This is a genomic window from Mucilaginibacter sp. P1_D10, assembly GCF_056406215.1.
On the sequence record NZ_JBFUAP010000010.1, the window covers coordinates 204,282 to 218,859 of the forward strand.

Below are 14,578 nucleotides of genomic sequence, written 5' to 3' on the forward strand. Positions count from 1 at the left end.
CCGCAAGGTTATGATTACACTGTTAACTGTAAATAATATAAATGTGAAAGTTACGGTTAAGCATAAAAATTGCTAATTTTCGGCTCGATAAATCTATATACATTATTATGCGGAAACTTACCCTCATTTGCCTGCTGTTTTTAACGGCTATCTTAAATACCCGTGCGCAAAGCCCATATGCGCCCACTGCCGATAACCTCGCCGCCCGGAAGAAATTCCAGGAGCTGAAGTTCGGCCTGTTTATCCACTGGGGTCTCTACAGCATTTTGGGCGATGGCGAATGGGTGATGCATGAAAAAAAGATACCTTATGATAGCTATAAACGCCTCGCCGGTTTTTTTAACCCACAGGAATTTAATGCAAAGGAATGGGTGGCCTTTGCCAAAAAAGCGGGCATGAAGTATATCACCGTTACCTCGCGCCATCATGATGGGTTCAGCATGTTCGGCACCAAAATGTCGCCTTACAACATTGTGGATGCTACCCCATACCGTAAAGACCCTTTGATGGAACTGGCCAAAGAATGCGAAAAGGAAGGCATCGAACTGCATTTTTATTATTCGCTGCTGGATTGGGGCCGACCTGATTATGCTTTCGGTAGCCCGATTGTTGATGGCAAACCCGTGAAAGGCGATTGGGATAGCTACATCAAATTCATGAAAGACCAGCTTACCGAACTCATCACAAAATACCCGGCAGTAAAAGGAATCTGGTTCGACGGGCATTGGGAGCGGAAGAACGTAAACTGGCATTACGACGAAATATACGGCCTGATACACAAACTAAACCCTGCGATACTGGTTGGCAATAACCACCATATGGAGCCAATAGGCGGCGAGGATTTCCAGATGTTTGAGAAGGACCTGCCCGGCGCTAATACCACAGGTTTCAGCGGCGGCTCTAAAATTGGCAACCTGCCCCTGGAGACCTGCGAAACCATCAATAACAGCTGGGGCTTCAACATCAACGACAGGAGCTTTAAATCATCTAAACAGATTATCCATTACCTGGTAAACGCCGCCGGTCGCGATGCCAACTTTTTGCTCAACATCGGCCCAATGCCAAACGGTAAAATACAATCGGAATTTACCGACACGCTGGCCATAGTAGGTAATTGGCTGCAAAAGAATGGTGAGAGTATTTACAACACAAGGGGTAATGCCATACCGCCGCAACCATGGGGCGTTGCAACCATTAGTGGTAAAACGATGTATGCGCACGTAACCACTGCACCAAAAGAACCGTATGTTTTTATTCCGCAGTTGAAAGAAAAAGTGAATAAGGTTGTGTTGCTAAGCAGCGGTGCAGCCCTCAAATTTAAGCAACAACCCGAAGGCGTATTTATCTACACTAATGGCGTTGCCATCGACCCGGTGGATATGATCGTGAAATTGACGGTGAACTAAATACACCCCAATTCTAAGAATTTTTCGCTTCACAAGAGGGCTTTAACAATGGCAAAAAACCTCAATAAAGTGTTCACGCGGCGCAATGTGAACACCGTGAACGCTTTTAATGCATTGATAATCAATTTATTGAAAATATTGCGATGGTGACAAAATTGTGTCACCACTAGTTTGCTGGTGCATGCTATTTTTGAGGATTACGCAGCAAAGATTTGTCAACTTTTTGAAAGTTGACAAATCTAAACCGTCGTTTCGTCTACGCTGCCTCTTCCACTTCAATCGGCACGAACTCTTCATCCGCGCTTGGGCCATAGCTGCCGGGGATGGGGATATCCAGCAAGCGAAGGTAAACGCCCAGCTGTGCGCGGTGGTGGATGATTTGCGAAATAGTGAGGCGTATCACCTCCCATTTTTTCTCGCGGCTGTAAATTTCCCGGCCGTTTCGCAGCGTCCAGGTATCGTTCATCAGCCACTCTTTGTCGGCCACCAATGCTTCTAACCCGGCTACGAATGATTTTTCGAACAGGGCCATCAAATCTTCGGTATTGTTAATGATGGTTGGGTCGTAAGGTGCAGCGGCAAAATCCAGCTCTTCGGTAGATAGCACCATAGGTATCCAGGTAGGCAGCTCGGCAATATGCGTGGCAAGGCTGCGGATATTCATGCTTTTTGGATGCGGCTTCCAATCGTATTTATCGTTTGGTATGCGCTCCAGCATTTTGCGGGTGGTTGCCACTTCAGAGTTTAATTGTTCCAGGAAAAATTCGATGGTTGTCATAGCTTGTTGTTTTTGTTTTGTAATTCAAAGAAACGGCGGGGTAATGACAGCCCTATGTCAGTAGGAAAAAAAGAATTGATAAAATAAAAAGGCCGCGCAATTTGTGTGCGCGGCCTTGGGGAATTAGTATTAACTGATATAAAGAACGAAACAAATAAGAATCATTAATTCGGATTCTTTATCGGCGCGCTACCTGCTGCCGGCGGGTTTAATTCAAACTCATCAGCCGGAACGTCCCAATAGTCAAGGAAGTTATAGTTGATGGTTGCATGCGTGTTTAATACACCAGAAGATGTAAGCACTACAGCATTTGTGCGGCCGCCACCTTTAGATATATCATAAATCACCCCCCAGCGCCTTGCGTCGTAAAATGCGGTCCCCCTGAATAAAAGCGCAAGGCGTCGTTCTTTACGAAGTTCTTCTTGTGCTGCTGCCAGGTTTAAACCAGTGCCGGATACCGCTGCAAGCCCCGCGCCCTGGTAAATACGCACCGCATCAACACTTGCTAAGCCTAAATCAATTTGGCCGGTGTTAATAAGCGCTTCTGCTTTCATCAGTTCATTCTCTTCGTAGCTGCCTGCCATATACACTTCCTGATTGCCCGGAGTTTTGTCGGCAATTGTGAACGCGTTGTTAACCGGAATTGGGGTAAATTTGGCATCATTCAATTGCCACCTTGTACTAAAAGTAAAGCCACCTACCTGATTATAGAAAGGCGTTCCCTGTAAAAAATTCTTGCTTTTACGCAAATCGTCTGGCTTAATGTCTTGCACTAAACGTTCGCTGATGGTAAAGCTGGTTGATGTTTTATCACCCGCGGTGTTAGCAGCTACTGAGCCGCCACCGGAAGAAAAGACATAATTATTGGCGGCTGTAAAGCCTGCAAAAACATTATCGCCCGCCTGGATCCCAGCGTTGGTTAAAGTTAAAATAGTTTGCCAGTTGGCGGCTGTCATGGCCGATGTACGGGTATTGGCCAATAAATTACGCGCCATTAGCGTATTTATACTGCGCACAAACATATCCGTTGTAGGCACCTGCGCATTACCCACCTGGAAGAACGAAGGAATCAGTTTACCCATCAGTTCGGTATAAGTTGCGGTATTGGATATGCCTTTTAAAAGCGTCATAGCCTGCGTAAGGTTTTTGTTTGATTCGGCGATGAGCGCAGCGCTGGTAACATAGTTGCCGTTTGTTACACTTACGCCATCGTTTATCAGCCCGGCGTAATAAACAGAACCTAACCTGGCGTAGGCAAGGCCTTTCCACCAGTATGCCCATGCCTTGTACGTAGCTTGTTTAGTTGCTGCGTCGCCACCTAAGCTAATATTGTCGGTTAAAGCCAGTATCTGGTTACAGGCATTGTTTAATCCGTACATGCTTTGCCATTCGTAATAGAACATGTTGGTACCCTGTTTATCACGGGAGTTGTTGAGCCTTAAGTTGGCAATTTGTGGCTGTGGGTTAGTAACCTTACTGCCGTCGTCTAGTATGGCATAATCGGGCATATTAACCAAGTTTACATTTTGGTTGGATGCTTGCGCAGATACATCGTCTGCCAATAATTCGTGGTACCCGTAGCACAATGAAAAGAAACTGTCTCCCAGCCACCCGTTGCCGTTTACAAAGCCGTTGATGTAAACACTGCCCGATGCAAGTGAAGTTAGTCCGGATTCTGTTTTTGCTTGTTCCAATGTTGGCGAATTTGGATTTTTTACGTCCAATTCTTTCTTACATGACGAAGAGAAGACTACCCCGGCCATGATCATTGATGTTACTATGTATTTATATTTTTTCATTTTATTTTCAATTAAGATCAATTAAAATCCAAGATTTAAGCCAATTTGATACGTTTTGCTGTTGGGAGTCGAATCATGGTCTACGCCCCTGTCAAACGGTGAATTAGATGCTCCCGAGCTAATTTCCGGATCAAAGCCGGTGTACTTAGTAACTGTAATTAAGTTACGGCCGGTAAAGGTAAGCAAGGCCCTTTTAAACACCTTGCGGCTGATCAGGCTGGAGAAATCATACCCAAGGGTAATGTTCCTCAATCGTAAAAACGAAGAACCCTCGTAGAAATAATCTTTGGTGCCATTTCTTGCGCCGTTTCTTCCACCAATAATATCAGCATATGCGCTTCTATAGTACGCGGTGTAAGCACCGGAAGTGCCCCCTATATTAACCGGCACATCGTAGTCGCCGCTTATGCCGTCCCTATATTGCCATTCTTTGGTTTGGTTATATAAATGGCTACCGTAAACCCAGTCAAATTGGAAGCCTAATGATAATGATTTGTAAGTTAAGGCGTTAATGAATGACATGTTGAACTTAGGGTTTGGATCGCCAAGTGGGGTTGCCTCATTGGCAAACTGGATTCCCTTATTGGCAATATTTACTACCCTGCCATTTACGATAGTGTATTTGTCATAATCGGCCGGCAATATGTAAGGTACACCTGCGCTGTTAGTTTCACTTAAGCTGGTTAAAGCCTTGTTACCAAAGATCTGGCCAATTTTTTGCCCGGCTACTAAGGATAACTGCGTGCTACCGGCAGCGGTACTTAGAATAATTGGCTTACCGCCTGTGCTGGTGATTGTGGTGGTTTGGTGGCTAAAGTTGGCGGTAAAGTGCCAACTGAAATCCCTGCTTTTTAAAATCCCAAGATTTAACGATGCCTGCACACCGTTCGACGCCAAGCCGATAGCATTTGTTTTAATTTGAGTACCACCTGTTGATGGCGCAGTATTAACGTTGTAAATAACATTAGAAGCTTTACGGTTCCAGTAAGTGCCGCTCAGGCTTATATCATTAAACCAGTTGCCGGATGCACCTTTGATGCTGAAATCTGTACCAATTTCATATTCTTTAGATACTTCCACCTTCAAATCGGGGTTGGCTAAGGCTGTTGGTAAACTGAAGATCAGTGCTCCGCCAAGGTGGCCCGGGTTAATAGTTGGATACCTGTCAAACGGATAAGGCTGTGTACCTGCCTGGCCGTAACCACCCCTGATCTTAAACTCGGGAATGGCATTGCCCAGGAAGGAGTTTTTCCAGAATCCGAAAGACGATGCACGGATATAAGCGTTCGCATTTGGGAACGTAAATGGTTTTGAACCCGCGCCAAAAGCCGATGAATAATCCGTTCTAAAGCCACCTGCAACACCGGCGTAGTCTCCAAAGTCAAACTTTTGGTTCAATACAAATCCGTAAGTTACAAATGGTGTTGTATAATCAAAAGATACGGCCTGGGTTGCGGTTTGTTGGAAATTGTAAATTTCGTACTCTGGCAATTCTAAACCGTAGGTGTTAAATTGTTTATCATTATTTTTTCTATAATCAAAGCCTAAATAAGTACTGGTGGTGATAGGCACATTGATTTTAAAATCCCTTGCGAAATCGGTGTTAATTACAGCCGATGTGTTAAAGTTTTGAAAAACTGTAGAACTGGTATTTTTAACTAACTCTCCTTTTGGAAGTGATGCAAAAAAGCCATAGTAAGAACCCAGGTCGATGGCCGTAAGTGTTTTAGACTGATCTTTGAAAACGATGTTTTCTTCAGTGTGCTGGTAGTTGAGGCCGTATTTAGCATTTAGGGTCAGGAATTTATTTACTTTATAATCCGCCATTATACTTTGAAGCAGGTCTTCACGGTTTGATACCCTGTTTGCCCATTGTGTATAATAGTTGGGGTTAGATCCGTTTACGCTTACAGTACCGGAGTTTAATGATAGCGGGTAACTGCCATCCTCATTTTTGCGGTCAAAATCATAAAAAGGTGATGCGTTTAATACATCAAAGATACCCCCGGAATTACCGATACCATAGTTGGGGTTCAGTGTATTTTTGGTGTAAATCAATTGCGTAACTGATCTTATGGTAAAACCTTTAAATAACTCCGAGCCAACATTGGCTGTTAAATTAGTACGGTTATTATAACCATTATTTTTGATGTTACTTTGCTGATTATTGTTAGAAACAGTTAAATTATAATCAGATTTTTCGTTCGCGCCAGAAATTGCAACACTATTATTAGTAGTATATGAAGTTCTGAATAACTGCTTAAGGTGATCATAATACTGCAAGTTAGTACCGTATTGTTGATGCGCTATGTTTAATGGATTACTCATAGCCGTAGGAGATCCATTGCCCGGATCTGCACCAAAAGCCCATTGAATATCTTTATAACGTCCATCGGCATCAATAGTTATTGGATTGCCGCCAGCATCTATAAAAATGCCGTTTGCATCCGTTTTAAAGCTGCTTAACTTAGCCTGATGCACGTTGCCTAAGTTTAGGTAATCGTTACTGCTGATACTGGTACTAACGTCGATACGCGTTTTACCGATCCTTCCTTTTTTAGTGAAGATCTGGATTACACCGTTGGCACCCTGGGCTCCATAAATAGTTGATGCTGCTGCACCCTGTACAATTTCTATGTGATCAACCGTAGCGGGATCGAGTTGGCTTAAATCTGTCGTGCGAGATTCCACACCGTCTACAAGGATCATAGGAGAAGTGCTCCCCTGAACGGTATTTATACCTCTTAATACGATATTTGTTCGCGCACCCGGTGTGCCGTCTACCGAAGATATCTGTGCACCTGCAACCTGGCCAACCAAACCCTGGTCGATAGATGCCTGGGGAGATGCGGTAAGCGCTTTGCCTGATAGTGATTCAACAGCAATACCTAATTTGGCTTTGCTTGTTGCAACACCCGAACCGGTTACCACAACTTCGCCCAAAAGTTTTGAGTTGGTAATAAGCACCGCATTAATTACATCTCCATTAATTGGCACCTCTAAAGAGTTGTATCCAAGATAGGAAAACACCAGTACACCACCTGAAGAAGGGACGCTTAAGATAAATTTACCGGTGGCGGATGTTTGTGTGCCGGTGTGAGCGCCTTTTAGCACGACAGTGGCGCCGGGCACCGGCAAACCATCGTCTTTAGCGGTGACTGTACCGGTTACTGTCCGGCTTTGGGAGTAGGCAAATTGGCACAATAGTACCAACAGCAACCCAATGAGGTTTTTGAATAATTTTTTTTTCATAAAAAGATCAGTTAAAGTGAAAAGTTAATGCACACAAGATACTAGTGTAACATTTACACTACAATTGGCTTGGAATTTTTACTTTAATTGCAAAAACGATGTTGTAACTGTTGTCAATTTATGGTGATTTTTAAAAAAGTGCAGTAATAATTATGTTATTTTTAATTATTACGCGGTCTTATTATGATAAATTGGTATTTATTTTGACTTTTTACTGAATAAATTTCATTAATAATCGCTTTTTTATGAAATTTCTATGAAATATTGACTTGAAATTGTAGCATTTTAGATTAGTTAGAGATCTTTTTTTAGTAATTTGATTTTTATAGATAGATATATAGATTTTTTTCGAACAAAGGCGGTCTTTTTAATGAATTATAAAAAGATTTTGAGATTTTTATTTAAAATAAGGTTTATTTGAGGGTACAAAAGCTGCTAAGATTATTTGATAAAATACTATGCATGCATAGTATTTTATCTCTATCTTTATCCCAACCAATTATAAATCTATTTTTTCAGGATGGACCACTTACTAACCGATACGCCCGCAGGCTACGATTTCTCTATCAGCGATAACCAGAAAATGATAGGCCAGATGGCCAAAGATTTTGCCGAGAAGCATATCCGCCCCAATGTAATGCAATGGGACGAGGAGCAACACTTCCCGCTGGAACTGTTCAAGCAACTGGGCGAAACCGGCATGATGGGCGTGCTGGTACCCGAGGAATACGGCGGATCAGGCTTTGGCTATGCAGAATACGTAACGGTTATAGTAGAAATTGCTAAGGTTTGCGGTTCGATAGGTTTATCTGTAGCTGCTCATAATTCATTATGCACCGGCCATATACTGGCTTTTGCCAACGAAGAGCAAAAGCAACGCTGGTTACCCAAACTGGCCACTGCCGAATGGCTTGGCGCCTGGGGACTAACCGAAGCCAACACCGGCAGCGATGCCATGGGCATGAATACCACTGCTGTTTTGGACGGTGATCATTATATTGTGAATGGCTCGAAGAACTGGATAACCCACGGCAAAAGCGGCGACGTAGCTGTGTTGATGGTACGCACCGGCAATAAGGGCGATAGCAAAGGGATTTCCGCGTTGGTGATTGAACGCGGTACGCCTGGTTTCAGCGCGGGCAAAAAAGAAAATAAGCTGGGCATGCGCGCATCAGAAACCACCGAAATGATTTTTGATAACTGCCGTGTACCCAAAGAGAACCTATTGGGAGCCGAGGGCGAAGGCTTCAAGCAAGCCATGAAAGTGTTGGATGGCGGGCGTATTTCTATCGCGGCCTTATCCTTAGGCATTGCAAAAGGGGCGTTTGAGGCAGCGGTTGCTTACTCCAAAGAGCGCCACCAGTTTGGGCAGCCGATAAGCAGTTTCCAGGGGATATCTTTTAAACTGGCCGATATGGCAACCGAGATAGAAGCCGCAGAACTACTGGTAATGCAAGCGGCTGATTATAAAAACCGTCACTTGCCGGTTACGAAACAATCGGCCATGGCCAAGTATTTTGCATCGGAAGTAGCGGTGCGCTGCGCCAACGAAGCCGTGCAAATATTCGGCGGCTACGGCTATACCAAAGATTTCCCGGTAGAGAAATATTACCGCGATGCCAAGCTCTGTACCATAGGCGAGGGTACTTCAGAGATACAAAAGATTGTGATTGCCAGGGAGGTGTTGAGGTAACCGGGATTTATGCGATTTATCAGATTTCACTGATTTTACAAAGGAAGAGACAAATCCAATCAACACTTCACCGTCTTTTTCTTCGTGGAGTTTGGATTTCTTTCCTTTGCCTTTTTAATATAATCTGCTGCAGCGGGCACTTTGCACGCTGTGCCGTTCATATCTACCATCACTATGCCGTTCTTTTCCGCAGTTTCAAACGCATCAGCAATTAACGGTGAAACGTATGCGCCTACAGAAATGATAAAGCTGTTCATTTGGTAGCGCACGCGGTTTGGGGAGGTATGGATAGTTTTCCCGATGCGATTCAACAAACTTTTTAGTGCTGCCAAATCCAGCTCAATGTCCGGCTTTAAGGCTACAAGGTTTGCCAGCGTGGCCCACCCAGACGAGGCGATACGTTCTTCGCTGCTATCTATCCATTCTAATCCCAGTTCGAAACCAAAACGGCTTCCGGCGGCAACCCAGGGTACAGTGTACTCGCCGATGTTGTTGGACAAGGCAAGTTCTACCCAGTGTTGCAATTCGGCTTTGGTCATTTTTGCATCATCGGTTATCAGGCCGGCCAGGTACATAGCATCGGCATTGCCGGTTTCAAAAAGGCCCTTGGCCAACTCGTAGTCGGTTTTGGTTTTCTTTTGGATTTTTTTCAGATATTCCACCTTCACCCCAAAAAACGGCTCTCTAACGCCATGTTTCAGCAAGATTTTTTTGATGCTTTCGCTGCCATTCGCCTGCAGTTCGGCCATAACTTCGTCTACGGTCATGGTTGGTCGGTTAATTTAAAATGGATTTTGGTAAAGCCTAAGTTAGTTATTTAAGCCCAAAACTGAAATGAACGCCTTATTACTTCAGGGCTATCGATGCCATGATCTCCTCGGCCGTGGCTTGCCATTTCGGCAGCAGTTTTTCGGTGCAATTAAAACTTAGCATTAAAATTTTCCCGTTCAACTCCGAAAACACCATATAGTTATACACTTTCTGATCAACGGCATCAATTGTAAACTTTAGAAAGCCAAACGTTTTGCCATTTATTTGTTTTACCCCATCTGCCAGCCATTGTGCATCGGGGCGGTTTTTTTTAAAAAAGTTCAACTGGAATTCTTTAAATTCAGCTACCTGGCTGGGTTGTATGGATTGAGGCAAATAGTTAACAATAATATTTACCGTTCCATCGTCGTCAGACAGCACGGCTTGGGGCTGCTGAGTACGATTAGGATATTTTACGCCAATCATTTCTGCCGACATTTGTTTGAAATCTGTGGGGATAAGCATTTCAAGTCTTCCTTCGAGGTAGGTTCGCTTCTCCAGTTTTATTTGGGCATTGGCAAATGTGTATATAAACAGCGCGACAAAAGTGAGAAACGGTACTTTCATGGAGTGGGTGTTTTTGGTTTTACTGGGCTTTATATATTAAAACACCTAAAAATATGGATAAAAAAGAAGACATCGGAATATTATGAGTCGCTGGTTGGCTAACCAGCGACTCATAAGGCGTTCTTACTCCTGCAAAACAGCTATGCTGCCATCCATCTTAACCATGCGCCCAACGATGCCCCAGCCGTAGAAGTAGTTGGATACGCCGATAATCAACTCATTATCGCCGGTTTTGAGGGGGATATCGAATGAGGAGTTGGCCACATCCAAACGCCCGTCAGGATATTTTCGTATGGGTTGCGGGTACTGGTTCTTGTCTACGTAAATCAAGCCGCCGTTGATGAAAACGTACGCCTCATCGCTAAAGCCGAGCTGTATTTTTGCCAGTTGGTCTTTAGTGCTGCGTATTTTGGTTTTGAGCCATACGTAGCGGTTTTTGTTTTGCACGCCGCCGCCGCGGTTTTCCATGCCGCCGAATAGGCGGGTGAGGTTGATAAGGCCGTGCCTCTCGGCCAAGATGGGCTGCCATTTGGTGGTATCGGTAGGCAAGTCCTCGCGTATCAGTTCACGGCCTTTTTCAAGAAACTGTGCGGCAGATACATCCCACCGACGGATGTAACCTACATCGTGATTGGTAAGGTCGGTACCCGCAACCGGCGAAAGCCCTTCGGTATCGTTGGGTTTGATAACGAGGTTGGCAAAGTAAGCCTGCCCGTCGAACGCGATGCCGCCAGTTGCAGCATTTGCTTCCAGTCGCGGTATCTCCAAAGTGGGTTTGGCCATGTTGTTTATATACACTTTCATCTGCATGCCCGATATTACCAGTTTAAAGTGGTTCCAATCCTCGTTCTTCAGTTCGGCGGGCCCCTGGTAGTGGTTCATCATATCCCAAAGGTTTACCCCGCGTATGACGGGTGCGTATTGGATAGCGTCGTTGCGTTGCAGGGTTTCGTCTTTGGCCATGCGCAGGTACACCAACTCGCTTTCGTTGCCGTTTTGCCTGCGGAAATACACGCTGAGGAATGATGATTTGGCAACATCTACCGGCTGAGCATCAAATTCGATGGTGCCGTCGGTGAAGATCAGGTCCTTTAACACCACCTGTTTATTGCCGGGGAGCACCTTCATGGCCTTTGCGCCTTTATAGGTAATAAACTCTACCTTTTGTAAGGTGGTGTCGAAATGCGCGGCATCAAAGGGCATGGCGATAGCTTTAGTCTTAGCTTGTTTCGTCTGCGCCATGCCGGCGGCTGCGTAAAATAATAGTGCAAGAATGAGCACCGGTTTGATGAGATGCAGTAGTTTATTTTTCATGATTATTTATAATTTTAAGCTAAATTGGATGGCCACGACGGCAAAGCCATATTCAAGTTCATTCAAACACATTCACGGTCAATCAGCATGCAAAAAGAGGTTCAGTACATAGCCCGCTGGCGGGAGATTGCCGAAGAGCAATTGGGCTGGGGTGATAGCACGGCTTGGAGCGACCTCGATTTTGAGAAGCTGAGCCAACTTTTTTTGCATAAAACTGGTGCCATGCTCAGCGTTACCACGCTGAAAAGACTTTGGGGCAAGGTGAAGTATGATAGCACACCTAATGCCGCTACGTTGAACACGCTTGCCAAATTTGTCGGGTACGATGATTGGCGTGTTTTTAAGCAGCGCATCGACTCGGAAAGCCAAACGGCTGCAATACCTGCGGCCAATTTGTCCCCCAGGAAAAAGAATTACCTGCCGACAATCATCAGTATAGCCACCATGAGTGTTGTTCTGGTCGGGATATTGGCCTGGATAATCAAACCAAAACAGCACGAAAAAACAACCGCCAAACCCGTGCAATTTGCGGCGAGGGTGGTTGCCGATGGCTTGCCCAATTCGGTGGTGTTCGACTATGATGCTTCGGGCTTGCAGGCCGACAGCCTTACCCTGCAGCAAACCTGGGACCCAAGCCGGACGGAGCGCATCGCCACATCGGGCACACAGCATACCTCTATCTATTATCACCCGGGTTATTTTACGGCGAAACTCATACATAAAGGAAAAATAGAAAAGGAAACCCCGGTATATATAAAAACGAAAGGTTGGGTAGGCTTGCTTGATAAACAACCGTCTCCCACCTATCTGAGCGATGCGGAGATACACCTGCCCGGCGCGCTGGGCCTGGGTGCAGCAGCTATTGCCCATAAAACCGGGCTGCCCGTTTTTAACGGCCAATGGCTGCGGTTTTATAATGTAAAAGAATTTGATGGCATAAACGGTAGCGATTTTACGCTTGAAACCACCCTGCGCAATACCTCCACCGCCGAAGAATCGTCCTGCCGGAATGTTATTGTTTATATTTTGGGCAAGCAAAATGCCATTATTATTCCGCTGGCTAATAAAGGCTGTAGTTCGGCGTTAAAGCTCTTTACCTCATCAGACTGGATATTTGGTAAGGATAAGGATCTCAGTACTTTCGGTTGTAATTTTAACCACTATCAAAACCTGCGTTGCAGTGTAAAAAATATGCAGCTATGCGTGCAGCTTAACGGCGTGGAGATATTTAAAACACCCATAACCCAAACCATAAAGGACATTGCCGGGATATGCATAGCTTTTGAAGGAGCAGGAGAAATACGGGACATCAAACTAAGCGATAGCTATAAAGTAGCACTTAACGATAGTTTCGATAAGCCGCTGTAAACAAAAAAGCAGGCGTGGCCTTGCGCTATACCTGCTTTCGTTTAATCTTTATCAACTATTAACTGACCGATTTTAATTCGGTTAATTAGTGGTATAACTCCATAGTTGTATTTATAGTATAATATTTATATTATAAATTAATAATTTATTCGATTTAATTGTATCCCTTGAAAGTTGTAATCACAGCCCTATATCATATTAGGGAATCAGAAGTCGCTTTTGTAATTGATGCGCCTGGTGTATTAGAGCATAAATCGTCTATTTTAACAAAAATAATACATTGATTTACAGGCTGTTTGTTTAAATTCGTTTATCAATTTAAGCCGATGACGAAAAAGCAATCAACATCTGTAATAGCGCTAATCCTTGCCCTTTGCATTTTAACCGCCTGCAATAAAAATGGTGAACCCAATGCCGCCTATGGAGAAATAGCGCTAAGCAAATTAAAAATTAAAATTAATGAACCCGATTCGATGCTGTTTGTAGGGGCAGATACCACTAAAGCAGTAACCTGGGTGGTAACGCCCGCCGGCTCGGATGAGCTGCTGCCTGTTAAAACCGTTGCCCTTATTAAATTTACAAAAGCAGGCACTTATACTATAAAAGCGAACAACAGCGATATCGAATCTAAACCCAAAACCATTACGGTTATCGATTCGGTGTATGTGCCAACCCTGTTTTATGCAAAACTTGCCGATGATGACCAAATAAGCCTTGTGCCGCAGATCATCAAAAGTGCTAAGTCCGATTCGAGCTACCTCGCTTTTACGGTTACCACGAAAGATAAATACTGTTCCAATTCGGTACTCGACTTTGGAATTGGTTACGAAAGCATGCCCCGCGGGTTTTATATGTCGGTACAAGGGACCTATCTTCACCCGAACGGGTGCAGCCCCGTTCGCCGCCAATTATCGGCACACAACGATTTTAGCTCTTTTTTAGAGCCCTTAACCGTAGGGACGTACAGGCTTTTTATTTCATTGCATGACATTAATACTCAGGGCTCGGTAGAAGTGACACCAACCCAGGTTATTTTTCATTGGGATGATGCATCCGGGGTAATTCTTTCGCCAAAGGTACTGGCGAGGTAGGGAGAATATCATTAACAAGCCCAACTTAGCTAAACCCGATAGTAGCGGAAAGCCCGCAGGAACGAGGACTTACAGTCCCGATAGCCATTGGGAGGGCTGGCAGGAAATAGCAGCACAAGCCTCCCTTTTCAAAAATATATGGAACCATGCCTGACTGTATGATTTTTTCAACGTCCGCGCTAACGCTTTTGGCTTTTTGCTAAAACGGCGGTGTTCGCAAGCGTGGACGCCTGGTTGGGCGGGGGACGGTTTAAAAACGGCGGTAATGGAATGTATTTGCAAATAACTGCCGTGGGCAATAAACTGGTAATAACCCAAAGCTGGGACGGCGACAAATTGGAGTTTTTTAGAGTGGATGAGCTGCTGTTCTATAACAATGAGCCGGGCTTTACCTTGAAGTTTACCAGAGATGCCGTCGGGAAAATAGACAAGGCTTTTGTGAACGATATACCTGTGGGCTGGATACGGAATTGATGTTTGGCATGCAGTGGCATTACCCT

General features: G+C 44.6%; 11 protein-coding genes. 5 read left to right on the top strand and 6 right to left on the bottom strand.

Annotated elements, in window-relative coordinates:
• Positions 1-107: 107 nt before the first annotated feature.
• Positions 108-1,406, top strand: a complete 1,299-nt coding sequence (locus AC1DYT_RS17335; protein ID WP_477470820.1) for an alpha-L-fucosidase — start codon at positions 108-110, stop codon at positions 1,404-1,406.
• 256 nt (positions 1,407-1,662) lie between these two features.
• On the opposite strand, the gene AC1DYT_RS17340 is transcribed toward AC1DYT_RS17335, so the two are convergent.
• The 3 genes from AC1DYT_RS17340 to AC1DYT_RS17350 all read right to left on the bottom strand — a co-directional run bounded on the left by AC1DYT_RS17340 (position 1,663) and on the right by AC1DYT_RS17350 (position 7,235).
• The gene (locus AC1DYT_RS17340) at positions 1,663-2,184 is read right to left on the bottom strand and encodes a DinB family protein (protein WP_477470821.1); all 522 of its coding nucleotides are present in this window, start codon (positions 2,182-2,184) and stop codon (positions 1,663-1,665) included.
• 164 nt (positions 2,185-2,348) lie between these two features.
• The gene (locus AC1DYT_RS17345) at positions 2,349-3,983 is read right to left on the bottom strand and encodes a RagB/SusD family nutrient uptake outer membrane protein (RefSeq protein ID WP_477470822.1); all 1,635 of its coding nucleotides are present in this window, start codon (positions 3,981-3,983) and stop codon (positions 2,349-2,351) included.
• A gap of 21 nt (positions 3,984-4,004) precedes the next feature.
• A complete protein-coding gene (locus AC1DYT_RS17350; protein WP_477470823.1) occupies positions 4,005-7,235 on the bottom strand; it encodes a SusC/RagA family TonB-linked outer membrane protein in 3,231 nt (1,076 codons plus the stop codon).
• Between the two features lie 520 nt (positions 7,236-7,755).
• On the opposite strand from AC1DYT_RS17350, the gene AC1DYT_RS17355 reads away from it, so the two are divergent.
• Positions 7,756-8,928, top strand: a complete 1,173-nt coding sequence (locus tag AC1DYT_RS17355) for an acyl-CoA dehydrogenase family protein (RefSeq protein ID WP_477470824.1) — start codon at positions 7,756-7,758, stop codon at positions 8,926-8,928.
• A 59-nt stretch (positions 8,929-8,987) separates the two neighbouring features.
• On the opposite strand, the gene AC1DYT_RS17360 is transcribed toward AC1DYT_RS17355, so the two are convergent.
• The 3 genes from AC1DYT_RS17360 to AC1DYT_RS17370 form a co-directional block, all read right to left on the bottom strand.
• Positions 8,988-9,695 (bottom strand): DNA alkylation repair protein, encoded by a 708-nt coding sequence (locus AC1DYT_RS17360; RefSeq protein ID WP_477470825.1) that lies wholly within the window; start codon positions 9,693-9,695, stop codon positions 8,988-8,990.
• A 79-nt stretch (positions 9,696-9,774) separates the two neighbouring features.
• Positions 9,775-10,305, bottom strand: coding sequence for a DcrB-related protein (locus AC1DYT_RS17365; RefSeq protein WP_477470826.1), 531 nt, complete (start codon positions 10,303-10,305; stop codon positions 9,775-9,777).
• 123 nt (positions 10,306-10,428) lie between these two features.
• A complete protein-coding gene (locus AC1DYT_RS17370; RefSeq protein ID WP_477470827.1) occupies positions 10,429-11,619 on the bottom strand; it encodes a hypothetical protein in 1,191 nt (396 codons plus the stop codon).
• 87 nt (positions 11,620-11,706) lie between these two features.
• Here AC1DYT_RS17370 and AC1DYT_RS17375 point away from each other — a divergent pair, with 87 nt between their 5' ends.
• From AC1DYT_RS17375 to AC1DYT_RS17385, 3 genes are all read left to right on the top strand, one after another.
• Complete coding sequence (locus AC1DYT_RS17375; protein ID WP_477470828.1) at positions 11,707-12,987, top strand: hypothetical protein; 1,281 nt, start codon at positions 11,707-11,709, stop codon at positions 12,985-12,987.
• Between the two features lie 326 nt (positions 12,988-13,313).
• Positions 13,314-14,078, top strand: coding sequence for a hypothetical protein (locus AC1DYT_RS17380; protein ID WP_477470829.1), 765 nt, complete (start codon positions 13,314-13,316; stop codon positions 14,076-14,078).
• Positions 14,079-14,348: 270 nt separating this feature from the next.
• On the top strand, positions 14,349-14,552 hold the full coding sequence (locus tag AC1DYT_RS17385; protein WP_477470830.1) for a hypothetical protein: 204 nt from the start codon (positions 14,349-14,351) through the stop codon (positions 14,550-14,552).
• The last annotated feature ends 26 nt before the right edge of the window (positions 14,553-14,578 follow it).